Source organism: Polynucleobacter sp. JS-Fieb-80-E5, from assembly GCF_018882015.1.
In the GTDB taxonomy this organism is placed as follows: domain Bacteria; phylum Pseudomonadota; class Gammaproteobacteria; order Burkholderiales; family Burkholderiaceae; genus Polynucleobacter.
In genome coordinates this window covers 1-20,244 of sequence record NZ_JACVPH010000010.1, presented here as the reverse complement: position 1 = coordinate 20,244, position 20,244 = coordinate 1, and the positions used below count along the sequence as shown (strand labels likewise).

The window sequence follows — 20,244 nt, the reverse complement described above, 5'->3', positions numbered from 1 at the left end:
GATACAAACTTGAGCTTTTCATCCATCTTCGTACTTTCATTCCACGGCATAGTAAGGTCCCTCCTATGCCAAAAACTGTAAAGTATGTGTCCGGTATAAAGTGTTAACTATGTGTCGAGTCGTACACTCCGTTCGTACTATAGCTTCCAGATCTGAAATCTTTTATGGCTATCTTTTTCATGCGTTGTCATAGAATGCTTAGATGAAAATCCATTTAATCAAGATTAGTACAAGCCTAATTGGCACGGCCTTAATTCTTTGTTCGTGCTCCACAGCGAAGTTAGAGGCGCGCCTTGAGGCAAATCCGCAATGCAAAGATGTTGTGAACCCCAAAACAGGCGCTTTAATGCCTTGCCCTGGCTCGGATAAAGCCTTTTATAGAGAGGTTGGTTTGGCCCCAGCAAAGGCGGCTCCGGCTGCAAGCAATCCAGTCGCTTCGTCGCCAACGGCAGCAACTACAGCAAGTTCAGCGCAATCACCATTAAATAATGTTCAAACGTCAGCGCCAGCGGGATTACCTCAGACGACTCCAGCTCAAGTTGAATGCAAACCCCAGATTCATAAAAAGACAGGCGGCACCTTGCCATGTCCAGCCCCAGACTAAATTGATGTGGGTATGATCATCTTTATTAATAGAAGTCTTACAAATTAACTTAACCCATCACTCGGAATCGCCATGAATAAAATGAAAGTACTGATAGCAGTATTTGCTACAGCAGTGACTTTGGCTGCATGTAGTAATGCGCCGAAATTGGCAACAGAATCCATGCCTAGATCTGGATTCTTGCCTGATTACAATCTGTTGGTTCCAATGGCTAGCGCTGATAAAGATACTCGTATTTGGAGATATCGTATTTCAGGCGTGAACCCCGGTTCATATACTGCAGTAATCTTGGACCCGATTTACCTGAATCAAAATGCCACCAAGTCAGTCAGCCTGGATGATATTAATAAGGCAAAAGCTGCGCTCCAAGCATCTATGGTTGAGGCTGTTAATTCTCGCGGCACTATCAAGATAGTTAATAAACCAGGACCTGGTGTTGCACGCATCTCTGTTGGCATTACTGGCGCCGAAAGTTCAGCCGATAGCTTGCAACCCTGGAATTTCACTCCAATTGGTTTGGCAATGAATGCAGCTGCTTATGCTGGCGGTGTAAATTCCAAAACACCAGCGCTGTTAGTTGAGAGCAAAATCACAGATAGTCAATCAAACCAATTATTGGGTGAGGGTTTGATTACCATTCAAGGTGAATCCTTTAGAACTAACGCTGGATCTGCAGATTCATTTGTTGCAATGGCAAAGAAAGTGGTCCGCTCTGCATTAGAAACATCCGCCAACCCAGTGCCAACTGGTCAATAAGCTCCCATCATGAAATCCCTCATTAAAAAAATAATCGCTATTACCTTGTCATCCGTGGTGGTGGTTCCATTATTAGCTCTGGCTGATGATGCATCTCGCGATCAAGAAATTGCCGAGCGATTTGCTAAATGTGATGTCAATCATGATGGCAAGTTAACTCGGGAAGAGGCCAATGGTTGCATGCCTCGTATTTATGACCACTTTAGTTACATTGACTCAAGTAACAAAGGTTATGTAACTGTGGCTGAAATTCAGGCTATGGCTAATCGTTAATTTTTAAAATATAAGAGCCTCTTAGGAGGCTCTTTTTTCTTGGGTAAATAATGCCTGTTTCTTTTCCTAATTTTGAAGCTAAAACATTTCACACTGACTCTGAAGATGGCTCTATTGAGATTTCATACCTCATCGGTGGTAATGGTCCTCCACTATTGTTACTCCATGGCTTCCCACAAACAAAGGCAATCTGGAGCCAAGTGGCTCCTGCGTTAGCAAAAAACTTTACTGTAGTTGCTGCAGACTTAAGGGGTTACGGTGCGTCATCAAAGCCTCATGGCAAAAGTGATCACTCAACGTATTCAAAAAGATCAATGGCCGCAGATCAACATGCATTGATGAAAAGTTTAGGTTTTAATCAATTCTTCTTGCTTGGGCACGACAGAGGCGGAAGGGTCTCACATCGCCTGGCAATGGACTTTCCTGAAAGTGTTTTACGTTTAATGGTTCTGGATATCTCTCCAACATTAACAATGTATGAGAACACCACTATGGAATTTGCTAGGGGATATTGGCATTGGTTCTTCTTAATTCAGCCAGAGCCAGTTCCAGAAACCTTAATCGGCGCTAATCCTGAGTTTTGGTTAAAAAACCATATGGGTCGCCATGCGGGCACAGGGATATTTTCCCCAGATCGATGGGCGGAATATTTGGCTGGGGCTAGTCATCCAGAAAGCATGCATGCGATGTGTGAAGATTACCGAGCTGCTGCTTCTATAGACCTTAATCACGATCGCTCGGATCGTGCTGCAGGCAAGATGTTGAAGATGCCACTGAAGGTGTTGTGGGGTGAGCATGGTTTAGTAAACCAATGCTTTAAACCTTTAGAGGACTGGAGGGTTGTGGCCAAGGATGTTGCTGGAAAAGCTGTTCCCAGTGGTCACTACATACCAGAAGAGATTCCTGACGTTTTGCTGGTAGAGGCCATGGAATTCTTTGGCTAAAAGCTCAATAAGCAAGCTTCAAAACAAAAAACCCTAAATAAATCAAATATTTAGGGTTTTTTAACAATCACTCAGGGTGAAAGTTATTGCTTGCCATGAAGCTAATGGTGCGTTCGAAGCCAAGGATACGGATATAACGCCAAGCAATATCGCGGTATTTACTGTCCAGGTAGCCAATGGCTACTTCAGGCGTCCTTGTGGACAAGTCGATCTCTTGAATTGCACGGGCCCAACGTTTTAATCTTGTTGACATGTTTGTCACCTCCATGGCTATACAACGCATGGAAAAGCGGTCGAGATGACATGAATTACAAAATATTTATCAAAAAAGCAGCTGTTTTTCTTAAATGGAGACAACTTTATGGGGATTAAGGATATTTTGGGGGTCTAAAGCTCTTTTGAGGGTCTTCATGAGCTCGTGGGCCACCTCACCTTTATGAGCCCTTAAGCCTTCCAATTTGAGCTGTCCTACCCCGTGTTCTGCAGAAATGGAGCCATTACAGCGCTCAACTTGGGCATATACGAGCTCATGAATGGGTTTTTCATTGATTTCATTGAAAGTCTTGGGATCCATGCCTAAGGGTGGGGCAATGTTGTAGTGCAAGTTTCCATCCCCTAAATGGCCAAAATTGATGATTCTGACCCCAGGAAAGTTTGCCCTCATCAAGGCATCGGTTTCTTTGACAAAGCTTTCAAGTGATGAAAGGGGAATGGTGATGTCATGTTTGAGGTTTGCACCTTCTTCGGCTTGCGCTAGCGTAATGTGTTCCCGCATATGCCAAAAGGCATTGGCTTGACTTAAGTTGCTGGCAATAACAGCGTCGCTGATAAGACCAGATTCGAAGGCTTCCTCCAAAATGGTTTCCAGAAGTTGCCTGACATGATCTTCGCTCTCATGATCTGACAATTCAATCAGCACGGTAAATGGCGGATTACCTTGCAGTGGATTTGCCATTTGAGGGAAATGCTTCTCATTTAATTCCAAAGATTCCTGGGTCATCATTTCAAAACCGGTCAGCAATGAGGTTGCGCGCTTCTGAAAGAGATTTAAAAGTGCAATTGAAGAGGCGATGGATTCACATGCGACAAGGGTGGTCCATTGAGAGATCGGTAGTGGATATAACTTCATGACTGCAGCAGTAATGATTCCCAAAGTACCTTCAGATCCAACAAACAAGTCACGCAAATCGTAACCCGTATTGTCCTTGCGCAAACCTTTGATACCATTCCAAATCTCACCTTTAGCAGTAACAACTTCAAGACCTAGACATAGATCACGTGCATTGCCGTAGCGAAGCACATTGGTTCCACCGGCATTGGTTGCTAAGTTGCCGCCGATCATGCAACTACCCTCGGCACCCAGACTTAAGGGGAATAAAAATCCCTGTTCAGCAGCTTTTTCTTGCACGGCTTGCAAAATACATCCCGCCTCAAGTGTGATGGTTTGATTGGCAATATCGATTTCACGAATCTGATTCATGCGCTTGAGATTGAGGATGACTTGCTTACCGCTGTTATCGGGTGTAGCGCCTCCACAAAAGCCGGTATGCCCACCTTGTGGGACTATAGCAACGTGGCTTGCAGCGCAAAGCTTGACGATACTTGCTACTTCAGCAGCATTACCAGGTAAAAGAACTGCAAGTGCTTTTCCCGTAAAGCGTTTACGCCAATCAGTTAAATAGGGCGCTTTATCCTCATCTTGAGTCAGAATATATTTTGTCTCAAGGACTGTAGATAGCTGATTGATGAAGTTTTGCATTCTTATTCCGCAGCTGCCTTCTTGAGGGCCTTAGCTTCTTTTTTGATGGGCTTTAAATACATGAGTAAACAAACAAAGCCGATAGTTGAGAGAATAACTTCTAGCAACGCAAGCCAAAAGTTGGTCCCTGTTTCGAGAATGCGAACCAAGCCTTCAGTTGTATATAGCAGTATCAACATTGAGGCCCACTGCATTGTGTAAACCTTACCTTTCCATATCCCAGGAATAGCGAATAGCAAAGGTACGCCTTTCAGGATTAACCAGGATCCACCAGGTCGGAGAGGGGAGACGAACCACTCCCAACAGACACACAAGATAAATAAATCAATAAAGGCAGCTGTTGCTATAAGTTGGTATGGATTTTTGTCGAGAATCTTTTTTATCATGATGACGGCTGAATGGATTACCTTTTATTTTGAAAAAGCATTAAGGCAGTTTCGGCTAGGCGTTTGCCTTGCGCCTTTGCTAGGCGCTGCTCTTCAGGGCTAATAGGTGCACGTCCATCCGCGTGAGCGAGATGAGTCACTCCATAAGGACTACCGCCTGTATTGGAAGACATGAGGTCAGGCTCGCTGTAAGGAATGCCCATCAGCATCATGCCGTGATGCAACAGTGGAATCATCATTGTTAAGAGGGTGCTTTCTTGACCGCCATGCATGCTGCCGGTACTCGTAAAGACGCAGGCCGGCTTACCAATTAAGGCGCCATTCAACCATTCTGAAGAACTGCCGTCCCAAAAGTATTTCATCGGCGCTGCCATATTGCCAAAACGAGTCGGAGATCCCAAAGCAAGACCGATGCACTCCTTTAGGTCTGAATATTCAGCATAAGGCGCTCCATCCTGGGGAACGGCTGCCTCAGTAGCTTCACAAACCGCAGATATCGGGGGTACGGTTCTCAAGCGGGCATTTGCCCCTGGTACGCTCTCAATACCCTCGGCAATCAGGCGCGCCAGATCCTTGGTTGCACCATAACGGGAGTAGTACAAAACTAAAATATCGTGTTGGCTCATATTGATCTCTTATGATACGGCGATGCGCCTTATTCGTAACCCCCAATTATGGCTCTCTCTAGCTAAAGAGATCTGGGAGCGTAATCGCGGTCAAAATTTGAAGCAAATTGCAGCTAGCCTGGCATTTACGACGACCTTATCTATGGTGCCAATGGTCACAATCGCCACCATGCTCATTGGTCACCTCCCAAGCGTCATCCAAGTTAAAAATACCTTTAGATCCTGGCTTTTGGACACTTATATGCCGGGCGGTATTAACCAACAGGTATTCATTTACTTAGAACAATTCTCATCCCAAGCAAAAGGCTTAACCTATGTGGGCTTGGCCGGACTGATCATCACGACAATCATGACTTTAGCGGTGATAGAGGGTGCCTTTAACCAAATATTCAAGGTCACTGCAAGACGCCCTTTGTATAAAAAAATTGTGATCTATAGTGCAGCAACTATCCTAGGTCCAATCATGCTTGGCGTTGGCATTTACTTAAGTGGCGTTTTATTTAGTGCCTCAGAAGGCTGGATCAGCGCGGTATCTTTTGGTTTTCAATTAGTGGCTGCGATTGCCCCAATCTTTTTGGCCATTCTGGTCTATGCAGTGGTCTACAAAATTCTTCCTTACGCTAAAATTTTGTGGCGAGACGCCTTTGCAGGAGCTTTCGTAGCGGCACTTGCCTTTGAGCTAATGAAGTTTGGTTTTGCTATTTTCTTGGGCAACACGGCCTTCTATAAGACGGTATATGGCGCTTTTGCGATCTTGCCCCTGGGTTTAACGTGGATCTATATGACCTGGTGGATTACTTTAACCGGTGCTGTACTGGTAGCCAATTTGCCTGATATTCGAAGCGGCGTCATTAGGGTTATTCGTTACTAAAAGTATCGCCTAAGCTCTTGATTCGAGGAGGTCTTGAGTCTATATTGGATCTATATATATTGTTTTCGGAGACCAAATGAAAGTTCGTGACATATTACGCGTCAAGGGCAGCACCCTTTTTACAGTAGCCCCTGATACAGCTCTGCAAACTGCAGTGCTAGTAATGAGTGAGCACGACATTGGTTCATTAGTGGTCATGGAGTATGACAAGCTGGTTGGCATTCTGACCTTCCGTGAAGTCATTGCCGCTTTAGCTAAGCATCACGGCAAGCTTGAAGGTCTTCAAGTGAACTCCGTAATGAATAAAATACCTTTGACCTGCAATATGGAAACCGAGATTGATGAGGTTCGGCGCATGATGCTGGTAGACCATGCGCGCTATTTGCCAGTAGTCGATCAAAAGATGTTGATGGGCGTTATTTCTTTCTACGACGTAGCGAAATCAGTGGTAGAGGCTCAGGACTTCGAAAATACGATGCTCAAGGCCTATATTCGTGATTGGCCGGAAGATACTGAAAAAGCAACCTCCTAAGTCGTTATAGCCATCATTTTCCGACAAATGACATAATGTCGATATGTCAGGAAATACTTTAGGCCTCCTTTTTACTGTTACCACTTTTGGTGAATCCCACGGTCCCGCAATCGGGGCGGTGGTTGATGGTTGCCCGCCAGGTATGGATCTTTCCGAAGCTGATATTCAGCTGGATTTAGATCGACGCAAGCCAGGTACATCGCGTCATGTTACGCAGCGCAAAGAAGAGGACAAAATTGAGATCCTTTCTGGCGTGTTTGAGGGCAAGACAACAGGAACGCCTATTGCGCTATTAATTCGCAATACAGACCAACGCAGCCAAGACTATGGCGATATCTTGCAGACGTTTAGACCTGGTCACGCAGATTATACGTATCAAAATAAATATGGCATTCGTGACCCCCGTGGTGGCGGTCGCTCATCCGCTCGCTTAACAGCGCCGGTTGTTGCTGCAGCTGCGATTGCCAAAAAATGGCTGCATGAGAAATATGGCACTGAGTTTTATGGCTATATGAGTCAATTAGGCGAACTTGAAATTCCATTTAAAGATATCACTCAGATTGATCAAAATCCATTTTTTGCCGCAAATGCAGAAATCATCCCTCAGCTTGAAGGCTATATGGATGACTTGCGTAAAGCAGGGGACTCTTGTGGCGCACGTATTGAGGTACGAGCTCGTAATGTGCCTGCAGGCCTGGGTGAGCCTTTGTTCGATAAATTGGATGCCGATATTGCGCATGCCATGATGGGTATCAATGCAGTAAAAGGTGTTGAGATTGGTGCTGGCTTTAAGTCAGTGGCTCAACGTGGTAGCGAGCACGGAGATGAACTTCATCCCGATGGCTTTGCAACGAATAATTCTGGGGGTACCCTGGGTGGCATTAGTAGCGGCCAAGATCTGCGTATTTCCATTGCAATCAAGCCAACTTCTAGCATCATGAGCCCAAAGCAATCCATTGATTTAGATGGAAAGCCGATTACAGTTCAAACCAAAGGTAGGCATGACCCTTGCGTTGGTATTCGTGCAACACCGATTGCTGAAGCAATGTTGGCGCTTGTTTTAATGGATCATGCTCTACGCCATCGCGCTCAATGTGCTGATGTTCCAGATGCCGCATCCATTCCAGCCTCTCAACCAGACTCATTGCGCGATTAATTGGCTTAATCGATGACGCCTTTGCTACGCTGGGCCTTCGGGTCCTTTTTCTTTTTATATTTCGCTTATGTTGGGTTGGTTTCTCCATATGCCAGCTTGTTCTTTTTAGAACGGGGCTTTAGCGTTATAGAAATTGCTGCATTGATGTCTATGTTGCAGATCACCCGCATTGTTGGCCCATTTTCTTGGGGTTGGTTATCAGACTACCTTTCTAATCGGATTAGCATTATTCGATTCTGTGCATGTCTAGCAGCGCTTGTTTTCTTATGCATTTATTTCTTGCACAGTTACATCGGATTTTTTATTTGGATGTTTGTGTTGCACACCATTTTGAGTAGTTTGATGCCGCTTGGTGAGTCAGCCACTATTCATGCCTTATACAAAGATAATTCCTTTGATAAGCGTTACGGACGCTTGCGTCTGTGGGGGTCTATCGGCTTTATTGCCATGGTTCTTGCCGCAGGAGAGCTATTCCAGCGTAAGAGCATTGGGCTTTATCCCATTGTGGGCACCGTTGTTTTATTAGCCTTAGCTCTTATTACCTTTTGTTTACACGAGCCCAAGATGGAGCGTCGCAAAATGGTTAAAGGGGAGTTATTGGTTGTGCTTTTTAATCCAGATGTTCGGTGGTTTTTAGTGTCTGGATTTTTTATGATCTTTGCCCACGCTGCTTTATATGTTTTTTACTCTCTTTATCTCTCTAACCTTGGCTACAACAAATTTCAGATTGGCCTGTTTTGGGCTCTAGGAGTTTTTGCCGAAGTCATTTTCTTTTACTTTCAAAGTAAGGTATTGAGCAGGTTAGATGCAGAGGTGATATTGCAGGCTGCCTTTGGAATTGGCGTTGTCAGATTTGCCTTAATAGCTTTCCTACCAATCACTTCTGTTTTGATAGTGGCGCAATTAATGCATGCTGGCACATTTGCTGCACACCATAGTGCCGCTACAAAACTTTTGCAACGCTGGTTCACAGGCCCGGTACAGGCTAGAGGTCAAGCTTTGATGGCCACCATCTCATACGGACTTGGCGGAACGCTTGGAGGGTTATGTGCTGGCTGGATATGGGAGGCATCTCAACCAAGAGATGTATTTGTAATGTCCGCTTTTGCATGCGGACTGGCGGGTATGGCGATCCAAAAACTCAGACCAAGACGATACCCCGCCAGATAGAGCTACTTAGCTTCTATTGAATCTTTGCCTTAGCGCGTAGTTTTTGCATCATTTCTGAGAACTTCGCCTTTTGCCAATTCTTATCAGAGATGATCATCTGCTTCAACTGAGCCTTCATTTCTTCAAAGCTTGGGGCTTGAATATCGCGAGAGTCAATCACTTTAATGACGTGCCAACCAAACTGTGACTTCACAGGCTTGTCAGTAATTTGCCCATTTTTGAGTTGAACCATTGCCTTAGAAAACTCTGGCACCAATGCTTTATCGCTAACCCAACCTAGATCGCCGCCATTTTTAGCAGAGCCAGGGTCGAGCGACTTTGCCTTAGCGATTTCTTCGAAATTAGCGCCTGCCTTAAGCTGCGCAGTAATTGCCTTGGCATCCGCTTCTTTTTCTACCAAGATATGTTCTACGTGATATTCCTTACCAGTGTATTGCGCCTTTGCAGATTCATAAGCGGCTTTCAGATCAGCTTCTGCAACACCTTCTTTTTCAATATAATCCTCAAATACAGCGCCAACTAAAACTCCCATGCGTGCTTGCTCTAATTGCTCGCGTACCATTTCATTCTGAATGACGCCGCGCTTGTCAGCTTCCTGCAATACCAATTCACGGGTTACCAACATCTCACGAGCTTGATCGCGTACCTGAGGATTATCGGGCTGGCCTGAACGTTGAACTAGCTTATCTAATTGGGCTTTAGGAATCGCTTTGCCATTCACGATGACGGCATTTTGTGCGATTGCATTTGCAGATAAAAGAGCAGCTCCAAGAAGGCTGATTGAGAGTATTTGACGTTTATTGATCATGGTTTTGATAATTAAATTAAAGGGAATAGAGCCATTCTAAAGTAGCCCTAGACAGCAACTTCGTCTGGGGCTAGGGCGGCAATGGTTAAAGCATGAATTTCCTTGGGAATATGGCGATTCAAGGCCGCATAAACAGCCCTATGGCGTGCCACTAGGCTCAAACCCATAAACTCTGGCGCAACAATTTCCAGTCTAAAGTGACCGCCGCCACTAGCTGCGCCCGCATGGCCAGCATGAAGATGACTTTCATCTTCAATCTTTAAGGCTTGTACCTGAAAAGCTTTGCGTAGATCTTCATCGAAAGCGGCAATTCGTAGTTGATTGATGCTCATTCGCTTGGATGCTCCATGTGCTTGGAGAGCCAAACTCCTTGCAGAATGACAAAAAGCAATAGGAGGCCAGTGCTGCCGAATAATTTAAAGTTAACCCAAGTTTCTTCTGAGTACTCAAAAGCAATATAAAGATTAAGTGCACCCATGATAAAAAAGAATATAGCCCAAGCCATATTGAGGCCATGCCAAACTGAATGCGCAGATTCTGCTTTAAGCGTTACCTGCTTTCCCATTAACACTTGGATCCAATTCTTTTGAAAAAACTGAGCGCTAATGAATAGTGCGCCTGAGAAGAGCCAGTAAAGAGCTGTTGGCTTCAATTGAATAAAAGTTTTGTCATGCAAGAAGATCGTTAGGCTACCAAACACAACAATCATGACCAGACTTATCCATTGCATGGCATCGATTTTGCGATGGCGGTAGTAGACCCAAAGAATCTGTCCGATTGTGGCAACCATGGCTACGATGGTCGCTGTGTATATATCACCAAGCTTAAAGGCGACAAAGAAGAGAATAATGGGGAAAAGGTCGAATAAAAATTTCATAAAGTGATTATCCAGCTATTTACTTACTCTTTCGATTTTGCGGGAATAGCATTGCCGCTTGGCTCAAAACTCAAGGAAGCCGAGTTAATACAGTAGCGCAAACCGGTTGGCATAGGGCCATCCTCAAATACATGACCTAAATGGGCATCGCAATTTGCGCAACGTACTTCGGTGCGAATCATGCCATGAGTAGTATCTCGAATTTCTTTAATAGAGGATGCAACTTCTGGGGCGTAATAGCTTGGCCATCCGCAACCAGCATCGAATTTGGTCTCTGATAAAAAGAGTGGCGTACCACAGCAAACACACTGATAGCGACCCTTGTCCCAATGATCCCAGTACTTGCCTGTAAAAGGCCGCTCGGTTGCTGCTTCTCGAGTGACTCGATACTCTATATCACTTAATGACTGCTTATATTCTTGATCTGTTTTTTTCATGTTGACTCCAATAATATGATTTTCTTATAAAACGCCTATGAGGAGCAGCTTACTTCGACCATATCCATATCAGGCGGTGGAGCTAGTGAGTAAGAAGCAAAATCTGGCTGCTCATCAAAGGGGCTACTTAAAATCTTAAGAAGCTTTGATACCTCAGAAAAGTCTTTTTTCTGCGCCTGCTCAATGGCAAACTGGGCGAGATGATTTCGTAGAATATATTTTGGGTTTACCCGATTCATTGCTAGGTGTCGCTCTGAATCAATGCTAGATTCACTCCGTAAGCGAGCTAAATAATCAACAAACCAAAGATCAATTGCATCACGGTCAATAAAATCATCTCTTAAGGTAATCTGCGAAATAGACAGATCTGAGTTGAGCTTTCCAAGGTTGCGAAAGAAGTTCGTGAAATCTACTTTTGAATCATGCATTGCCTGTAATGATCGCTCAATCAGAGCGACATCCCCATCTTGCTCCGTACTAAATCCTAATTTTTTACGAAACAACGATTGCCAATTATTCGCATAAATAACCGGAAACTCCTCAAGGGCGGCACGTAATTGCTCTTGCGCTTCTTTTTCGCTATGGCGGAGCTCGAGCAATGGAATCATAGCGCTGGCCAAGCATGCCATATTCCAATGCATGATTTGTGGTTGACGATGGTAGGCATAACGACCACCTTGATCGCTATGGTTGCAAATATGATCGATCTGAAACTGGTCTAAAAATCCAAAAGGGCCATAGTCAATCGTCAATCCAAGTACGCTGATATTGTCGCTATTGAGAACTCCATGACAAAAGCCCACAGCCTGCCATTGAGCGACTAATTCGGCATTGCGCGCACTAATTCTTTTGAATAAATCTAAATAGGGCTCCTTAGCCTGCAGGGATTCTGGGTAATGTATTTCTATGAGGTAATCTGCGAGCTCTTTTAACCTTGCATGATTTTGTAGTGAAGCGTAATGCTCAAAGTGTCCAACCCGAATAAAGCTTGGCGCCAAACGAGCACAAACGGCTGCAGTCTCTAAAGTTTCCCTTCTGACAGGCATGTCTGAGCCAACAATTGATAGCGCTCTTGTAGTTGGAATTCCCAAAGCATACATTGACTCGCTGCATAAGAATTCCCTAATAGATGAGCGCAAAACAGCGCGACCATCACCCATACGGGAGAATCGCGTTATCCCAGCTCCTTTGAGCTGTAATTCTTGCTCAGCAATATCGCCTAACAATATTGCGCGTCCATCACCCAGTTGACCAGCCCACACACCAAATTGATGTCCGCTATAGGCTGTTGCTATAGGATTTGGAAATTGATGATTGGTTGTATTTAAACCGTTCCCAGACAATACCTCTAGCCATGTTTTATCTACGGGAAGATTATTTTCGTCCAGGTCGATACCCACCAATTTGGCAGATGAGGGTGAAAATGCGACCCAGTAGGGATTGGGTATCGGGGTGGGGAGGGTTGCTTGGCAGGCATCATCGCCGCGTAAAGTAAAGGCCATAGAGGTATTCTAGGTGGATTTACTAAATCACGTGCATGGCTCTAAAATTAATCTATGAACAAACAAGTCCAAATGAATCCACAGACCCAGTTAGCTAATTTAGGCGAGGAATTGAATGTGCCTTTTTTAAAGCTTTTGGGTGTTCGTTGTTTAAGCGCTGAAATGGGCAAAGGGGAGATTTTGCTGGCCCTCAAACCCGAGCATAACAACACCTGGGAAGTGGCGCATGGAGGTGTTTTATTAACGCTGATGGATGTGGCTATGGCTGTTGCAGCACGTTCCGGCGATCCCGGTGATCGCAGTGTGGTGACCATTGAAATGAAGAATAATTTCATGCAAGCTGCAACCGGTGTGCTGAGAGTCAAGGCTGATACGGTTCGCAGAACAGCAACAATGGCTTTTTGCGAGGCCAAGCTTTATAACGATCAAGGTGAAATTTGCTGCATGTCTACCGGCACCTTCAAGTATCTGAAGCGCTTAGTAGCTCGTAATGCGGATGGTGATCGAGTTATAAACGATGATGGTCGATCTGAATAATGCTAGACGGATAAATTTGAATCTGATGCAGAGCTAAGGGCACCTGTAACAACGTCATGGCCTACAGTTCCTGAAGCATCAAAGCGACGCTCCACCATCTCAAACTGGCCGTCTTTCCTCACCCTTAAAACTGTACTTGAACGCGTTCCATAAGCCGGAGTTTTAATAAACGCTGGTGAGAGTGCCTTCTCCCATTCACGACTAACTCCCGTGTTAGGAAGTTCGTTGTCACTGGCGTGATGGGTATCCGCCAATAGCTTTAAATATGGATCTGCATTTTTAAGTTGTCCTTGATCCATGGCCAAAGCCTGAGCAAATGAGGCTATACGATGATTTACTTTTGGCCACGGGGTATCAAGCATGGCATTGGACAAACCATAAACTCCTGGCTCTAACATCTGCTGTGGAAATACTTTACGTGGACGAATACTTTGCCCCATCATCATCCGGTTGCTTACCCAATGCATTTCGGCATTGGCAGGGTCACTTAAATCTGCCATTAAAAGATTAAAGCCGTTGTATTGCTGAAAACGTTTAGCATTGCCTTGGATAAATTCAGAAGGGCGCTCATTGCCGGTGAGGTACATCAAAGATAGTTCACCACGCGTTCTAGAATCGGGATTTTTTTCGCTAGGCGCTCGAACATTTGTTAGGGCTGCAAATTTTCCGGTCTTGGTAAATCCAAGCCAGGTGCCAGGACTGCCCAATACATCAGCCCGATCTCTGCCTGCCAAAACATGAGGATGTTCAGACCACCATGAAACGCCATCGGTATTGCGCTCATAAAACTCATCACGGTTTGCTGCTACCACCAGCGAATATTCTGGGTGAGAATTCCAAGCGAAGAGAATAAGGCACATAAGGGTTATTAAATTTCGAGCAAAGGGTAGGGCAATAAATCTATTTTTAACACAGGTCCTTCAGCGCTACCAAGATGAATTTCCCCATTTTCAAGCGCCTCTAACTTGCACTCGACCTGAAGGTCAATGCGGTCACCATACCCTGGGGAATGTGCAGATAAAACTACCATTCCTGCTGGCTGGGAGGGGTCATTGGAGTGGAAAAGTTCAACGCCCGGCATGGGTAGGTTTTCATCTGAGCTACTGATATCTATACGGGCAATTTGTAGTCGACGCTTGATGGCACCGCGATATTGACTGCGAGCAACGATTTCTTGACCTGGATAACACCCTTTTTTAAAATCAACTCCGGCCACAGATTCAAAATTAATCATTTGAGGCACAAATTGCTCCTGTGTTGCTTGAACAATTCTAGGGATGGCACTTAAGACCTCAAGCGCATTCCATGCTTGAAGCATTTCACTAGAATCACGCGCACTTGATTGTTCATCAACAGGGATTGCAAACAAAAGACGGGCAACCGATTGATTGCTTGCCAAAACATCGGGCATACGTAAAGCTATAGCGCCAGGATCAAGCTTGAACTCGACAATCTGTTCCTCAGAACAATGCAGTCCAGAAATAATCCAATCCTCAGATACATCGGTAACTTTGACCTTTGAGCGCAGTACAAACATGGATAAACGTTTTGCTGTACTTGCGGCAATATCTTTTGAGATAAATAAAGCAAAGCGATCTTCGGCGTTCTCGTCAGATGGAAACAATCCAAGCCATGCGCTTGCAAGCAATCTCCCTTTAGGGCTGCAATAACCTGCTAGGCGGACACCCGAAAAATTTTGGGCTATTTGACATGGTAGGGTGCGGTTAATCCCCAATACTGAATTTGTTAATTGATTTTGTAAAAAACTTGCAGCATCTGAGCCCTCAACCAGGATTAATCCCCACTGCGGCAAATTGCAGGGTAGGGAAGTGGGGTTATTTAGCCAGTTTTGCTCAATTTTTGGGGTATTTATCATGACCCTTTTATCATAGCCTGATGAGCAGAAAAATTCAGAGCAGATCTCTATTTATTAAGAAAAAGTCAAAAGATCGAGGTCTCAAGTATTGGTTTGCCCTTCTGTTAATCTTCCTAGGTCTAATTTATGGCGGTATTTTTTTACTGCCAGTGGTGCCCAACACTCCCAATGTCGATAGCGCACCTGTTTATAAAGTGAAGATTAATCCGAATTCACGCCTTTCTAGCATTGCCGATCAGTTGGGTGAGCAAGGCTTATCGATCAATAAATTCACTATCCAGGTTGGCGCTAGAAGTATTTTCGTGGGATCAAAACTAAAGCCTGGCACCTATATGCTTCCAGTAGGAGGGAGCCTCGGAAAAGTGTTACTGCAAATAGCACGCGGTGACCGAGTGAGGGAAAGTATTGCAATTATTCCGGGTATGTCTATCTGGCAACTGCGGAGCATCATCGATATGCACCCAGCTCTCATCCATCAAACCAAGGGTATGAGCAATAAGAATTTGCTGCAATCCCTCAATCTTAGCTACCCCAGTGATGAAGGACTTTTTCTTCCTGATACCTATATATTTGACCCAGATGAACCGGATTTAAATATTTATCGCCGAGCCGCACAAGCCATGCAAAAGCAGCTAGACCAGGCTTGGGAACAAAAGGAGCCTGGGCTTCCCTTAAAAACACCCTATGAACTCTTAATTCTGTCTTCCATCGTCGAAAAGGAAACTGGCCGCGTAAGCGATCGGGATATGATTTCTGCGGTATTTGCAAATAGACTAAATAAGGGAATGCCCCTTCAAACCGATCCCACGGTTATATACGGAATAGGACCTAAATTTGATGGAAATTTGCGGAAAGCGGATTTACGCAAAGACACTGCCTACAATACCTATATGCACAAAGGTTTACCTCCCAGCCCCATCGCTATGCCCAGTAAAGAGTCTATTTTGGCAGCTGCGCATCCCGCTAAAAGTGAGGCCTTATTTTTCGTAGCAAAGGGTGATGGTAGTAGTCACTTTTCTCAAAGCTTAAAAGAGCATGAGTCAGCAGTAGATCGGTACCAACGCAAAATTGCGCCTGGGAAGGGCGCCAACTAAATTCATTTGACTATGACATCAGCACAAAACGGATATTTCATTAGTTTCGAAGGTATCGATGGCGCAGGAAAAAGTACGCACGTTGATGCCTTTAGAAATTTGATGCAAGAACGCTACCCAAACAAAGAGGTGGTGATGACACGTGAACCTGGTGGTACTGGTTTGGGCGAGCAATTACGCAACCTACTTTTAGATGCCCCCATGAATTTGGAGACTGAGGCCTTATTAATGTTTGCTGCACGTCGTGAACATATTGCACAGGTTATTGAGCCGGCGCTGTCGGCAGGAAAGATTGTAATTTCAGATCGCTTTACAGATGCTAGCTTCGCCTACCAAGGTGGTGGTCGCGGCTTGAGCTTGTTAAAGTTAAATGAATTAGAACGCTGGGTTCAGGGTCGCCCCGATGGTTCACTTTTGCAACCCAACTTAACAATTCTTTTTGACTTACCTGGTGAGATTGCGGAGGCTCGTCGCTCCAAGGTTCGAGCCCCAGATAAATTTGAAAAAATGGATCTAGATTTTTTCGAAAGAGTTCGTCAGGAATACTTGAGAAGAGCCAATGATGATTCATCACGCTTTCATCTAGTCGATGCAACAAAAACCCCTGAAGCTATTTGGGACGGTCTGAAACTTATTCAGATTGCGATTTAAGTGAAGCAAGATAATCTGATGGCGCCTTGGCTTAAACCATTATGGGAAAGTTTGGATTTTGCCAACTTCCCCAATGCGATTTTGTTGCACGGCCAGTCCGGTATCGGTAAGTTTGCGTTCTCTGTTGAACTTGCTAAGGCACTTCTTTGCGAGAATTCAAATGCAGCAATAAAACCCTGCAATCAATGCGAAGCCTGCCACTGGTTTGATACGGGCAACCATCCGGACTTTATTGCTTTAGTTCCTGAAACGCATCGAAAGCTTCTACCTCACGCTGATTATGAAGGTGACGATGCACCTAAAAGAGGTAAAGCGGCACGTGATGATGACAGTGATTCAAGCGAAAAAAAGGAGAAGAAAAATATCTCCATTGAAGAAACCCGTCATGCCATAGAAAATCTTTCAATTGGCTCACATCGTGGTGGCAATCGAGTGATATTGATTTATCCCTTAGAAATGTTGCGCACAGACTCCGCTAACACTTTATTAAAGTCTCTAGAAGAGCCTCCAGCTAACACCATCTTTATATTGTTAGCCGATCGTGTTGATCGCGTTTTACCTACGATTAGATCTCGCTGCCGACTTCTGACTGCACCACGCCCTGATCGTGAGCAAGGATTGGCTTGGCTAAAAACACAACTGAATACTATTGACGGCCTAAAAGTAAATGATGGGGATGTCGAGACTATCTACGATGAGCAGGGTGGGGCGCCATTCTCAGTGTTGAGCTCTTTGATCGCAAGACACAATAAAGATGAGAAGGATGAGCTCACGATATCAATTCAGGCATCACGCTACTTATTGCAATCGATGGCTCAGGGTGCGGGAATAAATTGGTTAGATACAGCCGAGAAGACATACAAGGCTCAATATGGCTTTCTTTTGGCAAGCATGCAGCGCTGGATCTCAGATTTGCAGTCAGTTGCCCAAGGTGCTGCTCCACGGTATTACCCAAAGCACATATCTACGCTTCAGGGCCTTTCAAAAGCAGTGAATGTTCAAAAAATGCTCCAGCTATGGAAGGCGCTCATCCAGGCTCGTCGCCATGAAAATCATCCTCTAGCCAACCGCATCCAGTTAGAAGCATTGCTTTCCCAATACCAACAGATTTTTGGCTCATAGAATCAACCCAGGCAGTCTAAAATAACGAGTCATGTTCATAGACTCCCATTGCCACCTCGATTTCCCAGAATTTCAATCCCGTTTGCCGGAAGTATTGGGCAATATGGAGTCGGCCAAAGTGAGTCACGCTTTGTGTGTATCGGTTGATTTGCCGGACTTTCCTAATGTACTCAAATTGGCGCAAGATCATCCCAACCTCTTTGCGTCTGTTGGCGTTCATCCTGATTACGAAGACACCCCTGAGCCTACCTTTGATTTTCTGGTTGAGACGGCTTTAAGGCACCCTAAAATCGTTGCAATTGGCGAAACTGGACTTGATTACTACCGTATGGGAGATCGTAGTTATGAGTCCATGGAATGGCAACGAGCGCGGTTTAGAACCCATATCAGAGCTTCCATCGCATCCAAGAAACCTCTCATCATCCATACAAGGTCTGCCTCTGAGGACACCATCAAAATCCTCAAAGAGGAGGGTGCCCATCAAATTGGTGGGGTGATGCATTGCTTTACCGAATCCTACGATGTTGCAAAGGCGGCCATGGAAATGGGATTTTTTATCTCCTTTTCAGGGATAGTGACCTTCAAAAGCGCTAAAGAACTCCAAGAAACCTGTAAACAAGTACCCTTGGATAGAATGCTCATTGAGACAGATTCGCCTTATTTAGCACCCATTCCATATCGCGGCAAGACAAATGAGCCTGCATGGGTATCCAAAGTCGGTGAATTTATTGCCGATCTTAAAAGCGTATCCATTGATGACCTAGCTAAACAAACTTCAAGTAATTTTTATGAATGTTTTCAAATAGATAGAAAATTTTCATGAGAAATAAAATTAAGATAATTGTCTGTATTTTTTGCTTCTTCCTAAGCTTAAATAACTTCGCATTAGCTCAATCCGACGCTGATATTGCTGATTTTGCTAAAGCAGCCAAATTCAACGATGTCTCTACCGTTAGATCCCTAGTATCCAAAGGCGTTAACCCGAATTCAATCGATGCCAGGGGCGAGCTAATGCTGAATCTAGCCATTAAGGACAAGTCTGAGGATGTCATCACGTTTCTGGTGGCTAATAAGGCTACTGATGTGGATATTTCCAATAAATTCGGTGAAACACCACTCATGATTGCATCCATAGATGGCAATTTACCGCTTGTTAAAAGCCTCGTACAGCAACATAAAGCGCAAATTAACCACATAGGCTGGACGCCTTTACATTACGCATGTGCAAAAGGTCATCTAGAGATTGCCCAATATTTAATCGCCAACGGAGCTATTGTTGATGCTCTTAGCCCAAGCAATACAACGCCCTTAATGATGGCGGTTCAGTCTGGCAATGAGGCATTGGTTAAGTTATTGCTGGATAAGGGGGCTGATCTCCAATTACGCAACTCACAAGGATTTACGGCTATTGATATTGCGCTGATTTATGAGAAACCATGGATTGCGGAAGGCTTGAGTTCACGCTGGCAGAAGCTCTATAAGCAACCTTATATAGTGCCAAAGGCCCTTAGTCAACTCAAATCCTGATATACCTTTCTGCGTATAATCATTATTATGTCAAATAAGATATTTTTGTAGTCCAACCCACTCAAGAACGATCATGCTTAGCCTTTTTCAAAATACTGACCTTCCTAGCTTTGCAACCCTATTCAATGAAATCAATGCAGATATGGGCAATGGTCAGATCTGGGTGATTGTTGTAAGTGCATGCCTGATGCTAGCTGTTCATGCGGTTGCTGTTCTGGGTATTGCTAGTGCATTTCATGCTATCGATCAAGCCATGACTAGACGGCGCATTGTTGGAGCAAGCTTTCTGTCGTATTTCGCAGCCATACTCTTGGTTATTGCTATCCATTTAGCTGAAATCGTAGTTTGGGCCTACATTTGCGTAGCCTTAAAGGTGTTCCCAACCAACCCACAAACCTTTTACTTTGCCGGTGAAATGTATACGACTGTTGGATATGGTGATTACAAGTTAACAGAGCAGTGGCGCATTCTGCCCATCATCATCTCTTTTTCAGGGATTTTTGCAGTATCAATGTCAGGCGCTGCCTTGTACACAATGATGGGTGCACTACTAGGTCACAATAATCAAAATCCGAGATCTGGATCTGGTTTTTAGAATTAAGGCGTTACTGTAGTATCCCCTTAGATTCGTACATTTAAAAAGTTGAGTTTTCTGTTGTTTATGGCAGTATTTACAACAGGAGAATCAATATGAAGAAGTCACGATTTACAGAGACCCAAATCGTTGGGATTTTGA

General features: G+C 44.5%; 26 protein-coding genes. 15 read left to right on the top strand and 11 right to left on the bottom strand.

The genetic code is table 11. From position 1 onward, the window contains the following. Positions 1–202 precede the first annotated feature (202 nt). The 4 genes from ICN44_RS12255 (at position 203) to ICN44_RS12240 (ending at position 2,577) form a co-directional block, all read left to right on the top strand. Positions 203–604, top strand: coding sequence for a hypothetical protein (locus tag ICN44_RS12255; protein WP_216264203.1), 402 nt, complete (start codon positions 203–205; stop codon positions 602–604). A 72-nt stretch (positions 605–676) separates the two neighbouring features. Next, positions 677–1,360 carry a DUF3313 domain-containing protein gene (locus tag ICN44_RS12250; protein ID WP_216264202.1) on the top strand — a complete coding sequence of 228 codons (684 nt, stop codon included), beginning with the start codon at positions 677–679 and terminating at the stop codon, positions 1,358–1,360. Positions 1,361–1,369: 9 nt separating this feature from the next. Next, a complete protein-coding gene (locus tag ICN44_RS12245) occupies positions 1,370–1,633 on the top strand; it encodes an EF-hand domain-containing protein (protein ID WP_216860523.1) in 264 nt (87 codons plus the stop codon). A 50-nt stretch (positions 1,634–1,683) separates the two neighbouring features. Then, positions 1,684–2,577, top strand: coding sequence for an alpha/beta fold hydrolase (locus tag ICN44_RS12240; RefSeq protein WP_216264201.1), 894 nt, complete (start codon positions 1,684–1,686; stop codon positions 2,575–2,577). 67 nt (positions 2,578–2,644) lie between these two features. Here ICN44_RS12240 and ICN44_RS12235 read toward each other — a convergent pair whose 3' ends face one another. The 4 genes from ICN44_RS12235 to wrbA all read right to left on the bottom strand — a co-directional run bounded on the left by ICN44_RS12235 (position 2,645) and on the right by wrbA (position 5,348). Then, on the bottom strand, positions 2,645–2,830 hold the full coding sequence (locus tag ICN44_RS12235; RefSeq protein ID WP_072582447.1) for a hypothetical protein: 186 nt from the start codon (positions 2,828–2,830) through the stop codon (positions 2,645–2,647). Positions 2,831–2,920: 90 nt separating this feature from the next. Beyond that, positions 2,921–4,336 (bottom strand): FAD-binding oxidoreductase, encoded by a 1,416-nt coding sequence (locus ICN44_RS12230; RefSeq protein ID WP_216264200.1) that lies wholly within the window; start codon positions 4,334–4,336, stop codon positions 2,921–2,923. A gap of 2 nt (positions 4,337–4,338) precedes the next feature. Further along, positions 4,339–4,722 (bottom strand): DUF2069 domain-containing protein, encoded by a 384-nt coding sequence (locus tag ICN44_RS12225; RefSeq protein WP_216264199.1) that lies wholly within the window; start codon positions 4,720–4,722, stop codon positions 4,339–4,341. Positions 4,723–4,739: 17 nt separating this feature from the next. Then, positions 4,740–5,348, bottom strand: coding sequence for an NAD(P)H:quinone oxidoreductase (wrbA, locus tag ICN44_RS12220; protein WP_216264198.1), 609 nt, complete (start codon positions 5,346–5,348; stop codon positions 4,740–4,742). A 22-nt stretch (positions 5,349–5,370) separates the two neighbouring features. Here wrbA and ICN44_RS12215 point away from each other — a divergent pair, with 22 nt between their 5' ends. The 4 genes from ICN44_RS12215 (at position 5,371) to ICN44_RS12200 (ending at position 9,077) form a co-directional block, all read left to right on the top strand. Next, complete coding sequence (locus ICN44_RS12215) at positions 5,371–6,219, top strand: YhjD/YihY/BrkB family envelope integrity protein (protein WP_215356809.1); 849 nt, start codon at positions 5,371–5,373, stop codon at positions 6,217–6,219. 76 nt (positions 6,220–6,295) lie between these two features. Next, positions 6,296–6,751, top strand: a complete 456-nt coding sequence (locus ICN44_RS12210) for a CBS domain-containing protein (RefSeq protein WP_216264197.1) — start codon at positions 6,296–6,298, stop codon at positions 6,749–6,751. A 43-nt stretch (positions 6,752–6,794) separates the two neighbouring features. Continuing rightward, positions 6,795–7,907, top strand: a complete 1,113-nt coding sequence (gene aroC, locus ICN44_RS12205; protein WP_216264196.1) for a chorismate synthase — start codon at positions 6,795–6,797, stop codon at positions 7,905–7,907. A gap of 12 nt (positions 7,908–7,919) precedes the next feature. Further along, on the top strand, positions 7,920–9,077 hold the full coding sequence (locus ICN44_RS12200; protein ID WP_216264195.1) for an MFS transporter: 1,158 nt from the start codon (positions 7,920–7,922) through the stop codon (positions 9,075–9,077). Positions 9,078–9,090: 13 nt separating this feature from the next. On the opposite strand, the gene ICN44_RS12195 is transcribed toward ICN44_RS12200, so the two are convergent. The 5 genes from ICN44_RS12195 to ICN44_RS12175 are packed head-to-tail and all read right to left on the bottom strand — an operon-like array spanning position 9,091 to position 12,701. After that, positions 9,091–9,885, bottom strand: a complete 795-nt coding sequence (locus tag ICN44_RS12195) for a peptidylprolyl isomerase (RefSeq protein WP_216264194.1) — start codon at positions 9,883–9,885, stop codon at positions 9,091–9,093. Positions 9,886–9,932: 47 nt separating this feature from the next. Next, entirely contained in the window at positions 9,933–10,217 is a 285-nt protein-coding gene (locus ICN44_RS12190; RefSeq protein WP_216264193.1) for a BolA family protein, read from the bottom strand. Then, on the bottom strand, positions 10,214–10,762 hold the full coding sequence (locus ICN44_RS12185) for a septation protein A (RefSeq protein ID WP_216264192.1): 549 nt from the start codon (positions 10,760–10,762) through the stop codon (positions 10,214–10,216). The genes ICN44_RS12190 and ICN44_RS12185 overlap by 4 nt, the downstream gene beginning before the upstream one ends. Before the next feature lie 23 nt (positions 10,763–10,785). Then, the gene (gene msrB / locus ICN44_RS12180) at positions 10,786–11,199 is read right to left on the bottom strand and encodes a peptide-methionine (R)-S-oxide reductase MsrB (protein WP_216264191.1); all 414 of its coding nucleotides are present in this window, start codon (positions 11,197–11,199) and stop codon (positions 10,786–10,788) included. A gap of 35 nt (positions 11,200–11,234) precedes the next feature. Then, positions 11,235–12,701 (bottom strand): YdiU family protein, encoded by a 1,467-nt coding sequence (locus ICN44_RS12175; RefSeq protein WP_216264190.1) that lies wholly within the window; start codon positions 12,699–12,701, stop codon positions 11,235–11,237. A gap of 54 nt (positions 12,702–12,755) precedes the next feature. Between ICN44_RS12175 and ICN44_RS12170 the strand changes: the two genes are divergently transcribed. Continuing rightward, positions 12,756–13,238 carry a PaaI family thioesterase gene (locus tag ICN44_RS12170; protein ID WP_216264189.1) on the top strand — a complete coding sequence of 161 codons (483 nt, stop codon included), beginning with the start codon at positions 12,756–12,758 and terminating at the stop codon, positions 13,236–13,238. Positions 13,239–13,240: 2 nt separating this feature from the next. On the opposite strand, the gene ICN44_RS12165 is transcribed toward ICN44_RS12170, so the two are convergent. Both ICN44_RS12165 and ICN44_RS12160 read right to left on the bottom strand, forming a co-directional pair. Next, on the bottom strand, positions 13,241–14,098 hold the full coding sequence (locus ICN44_RS12165; RefSeq protein WP_216264188.1) for an NRDE family protein: 858 nt from the start codon (positions 14,096–14,098) through the stop codon (positions 13,241–13,243). A gap of 8 nt (positions 14,099–14,106) precedes the next feature. Next, positions 14,107–15,114 carry a folate-binding protein YgfZ gene (locus tag ICN44_RS12160; RefSeq protein WP_216264187.1) on the bottom strand — a complete coding sequence of 336 codons (1,008 nt, stop codon included), beginning with the start codon at positions 15,112–15,114 and terminating at the stop codon, positions 14,107–14,109. A gap of 20 nt (positions 15,115–15,134) precedes the next feature. On the opposite strand from ICN44_RS12160, the gene mltG reads away from it, so the two are divergent. The 6 genes from mltG to ICN44_RS12130 all read left to right on the top strand — a co-directional run bounded on the left by mltG (position 15,135) and on the right by ICN44_RS12130 (position 20,103). Beyond that, positions 15,135–16,208 carry an endolytic transglycosylase MltG gene (gene mltG / locus ICN44_RS12155; RefSeq protein WP_216264186.1) on the top strand — a complete coding sequence of 358 codons (1,074 nt, stop codon included), beginning with the start codon at positions 15,135–15,137 and terminating at the stop codon, positions 16,206–16,208. Positions 16,209–16,220: 12 nt separating this feature from the next. Continuing rightward, a complete protein-coding gene (gene tmk, locus ICN44_RS12150; RefSeq protein ID WP_216264185.1) occupies positions 16,221–16,859 on the top strand; it encodes a dTMP kinase in 639 nt (212 codons plus the stop codon). Then, positions 16,860–17,981 carry a DNA polymerase III subunit delta' gene (locus ICN44_RS12145; protein WP_216264184.1) on the top strand — a complete coding sequence of 374 codons (1,122 nt, stop codon included), beginning with the start codon at positions 16,860–16,862 and terminating at the stop codon, positions 17,979–17,981. It abuts the gene before it with no gap. 31 nt (positions 17,982–18,012) lie between these two features. Then, positions 18,013–18,804 carry a TatD family hydrolase gene (locus ICN44_RS12140; protein WP_216264183.1) on the top strand — a complete coding sequence of 264 codons (792 nt, stop codon included), beginning with the start codon at positions 18,013–18,015 and terminating at the stop codon, positions 18,802–18,804. Next, the gene (locus ICN44_RS12135) at positions 18,801–19,508 is read left to right on the top strand and encodes an ankyrin repeat domain-containing protein (protein ID WP_216264182.1); all 708 of its coding nucleotides are present in this window, start codon (positions 18,801–18,803) and stop codon (positions 19,506–19,508) included. Before ICN44_RS12140 ends, ICN44_RS12135 begins: the two co-directional genes overlap by 4 nt. A 73-nt stretch (positions 19,509–19,581) precedes the next feature. Beyond that, the gene (locus ICN44_RS12130) at positions 19,582–20,103 is read left to right on the top strand and encodes an ion channel (RefSeq protein WP_216264181.1); all 522 of its coding nucleotides are present in this window, start codon (positions 19,582–19,584) and stop codon (positions 20,101–20,103) included. Positions 20,104–20,244: the final 141 nt, after the last annotated feature.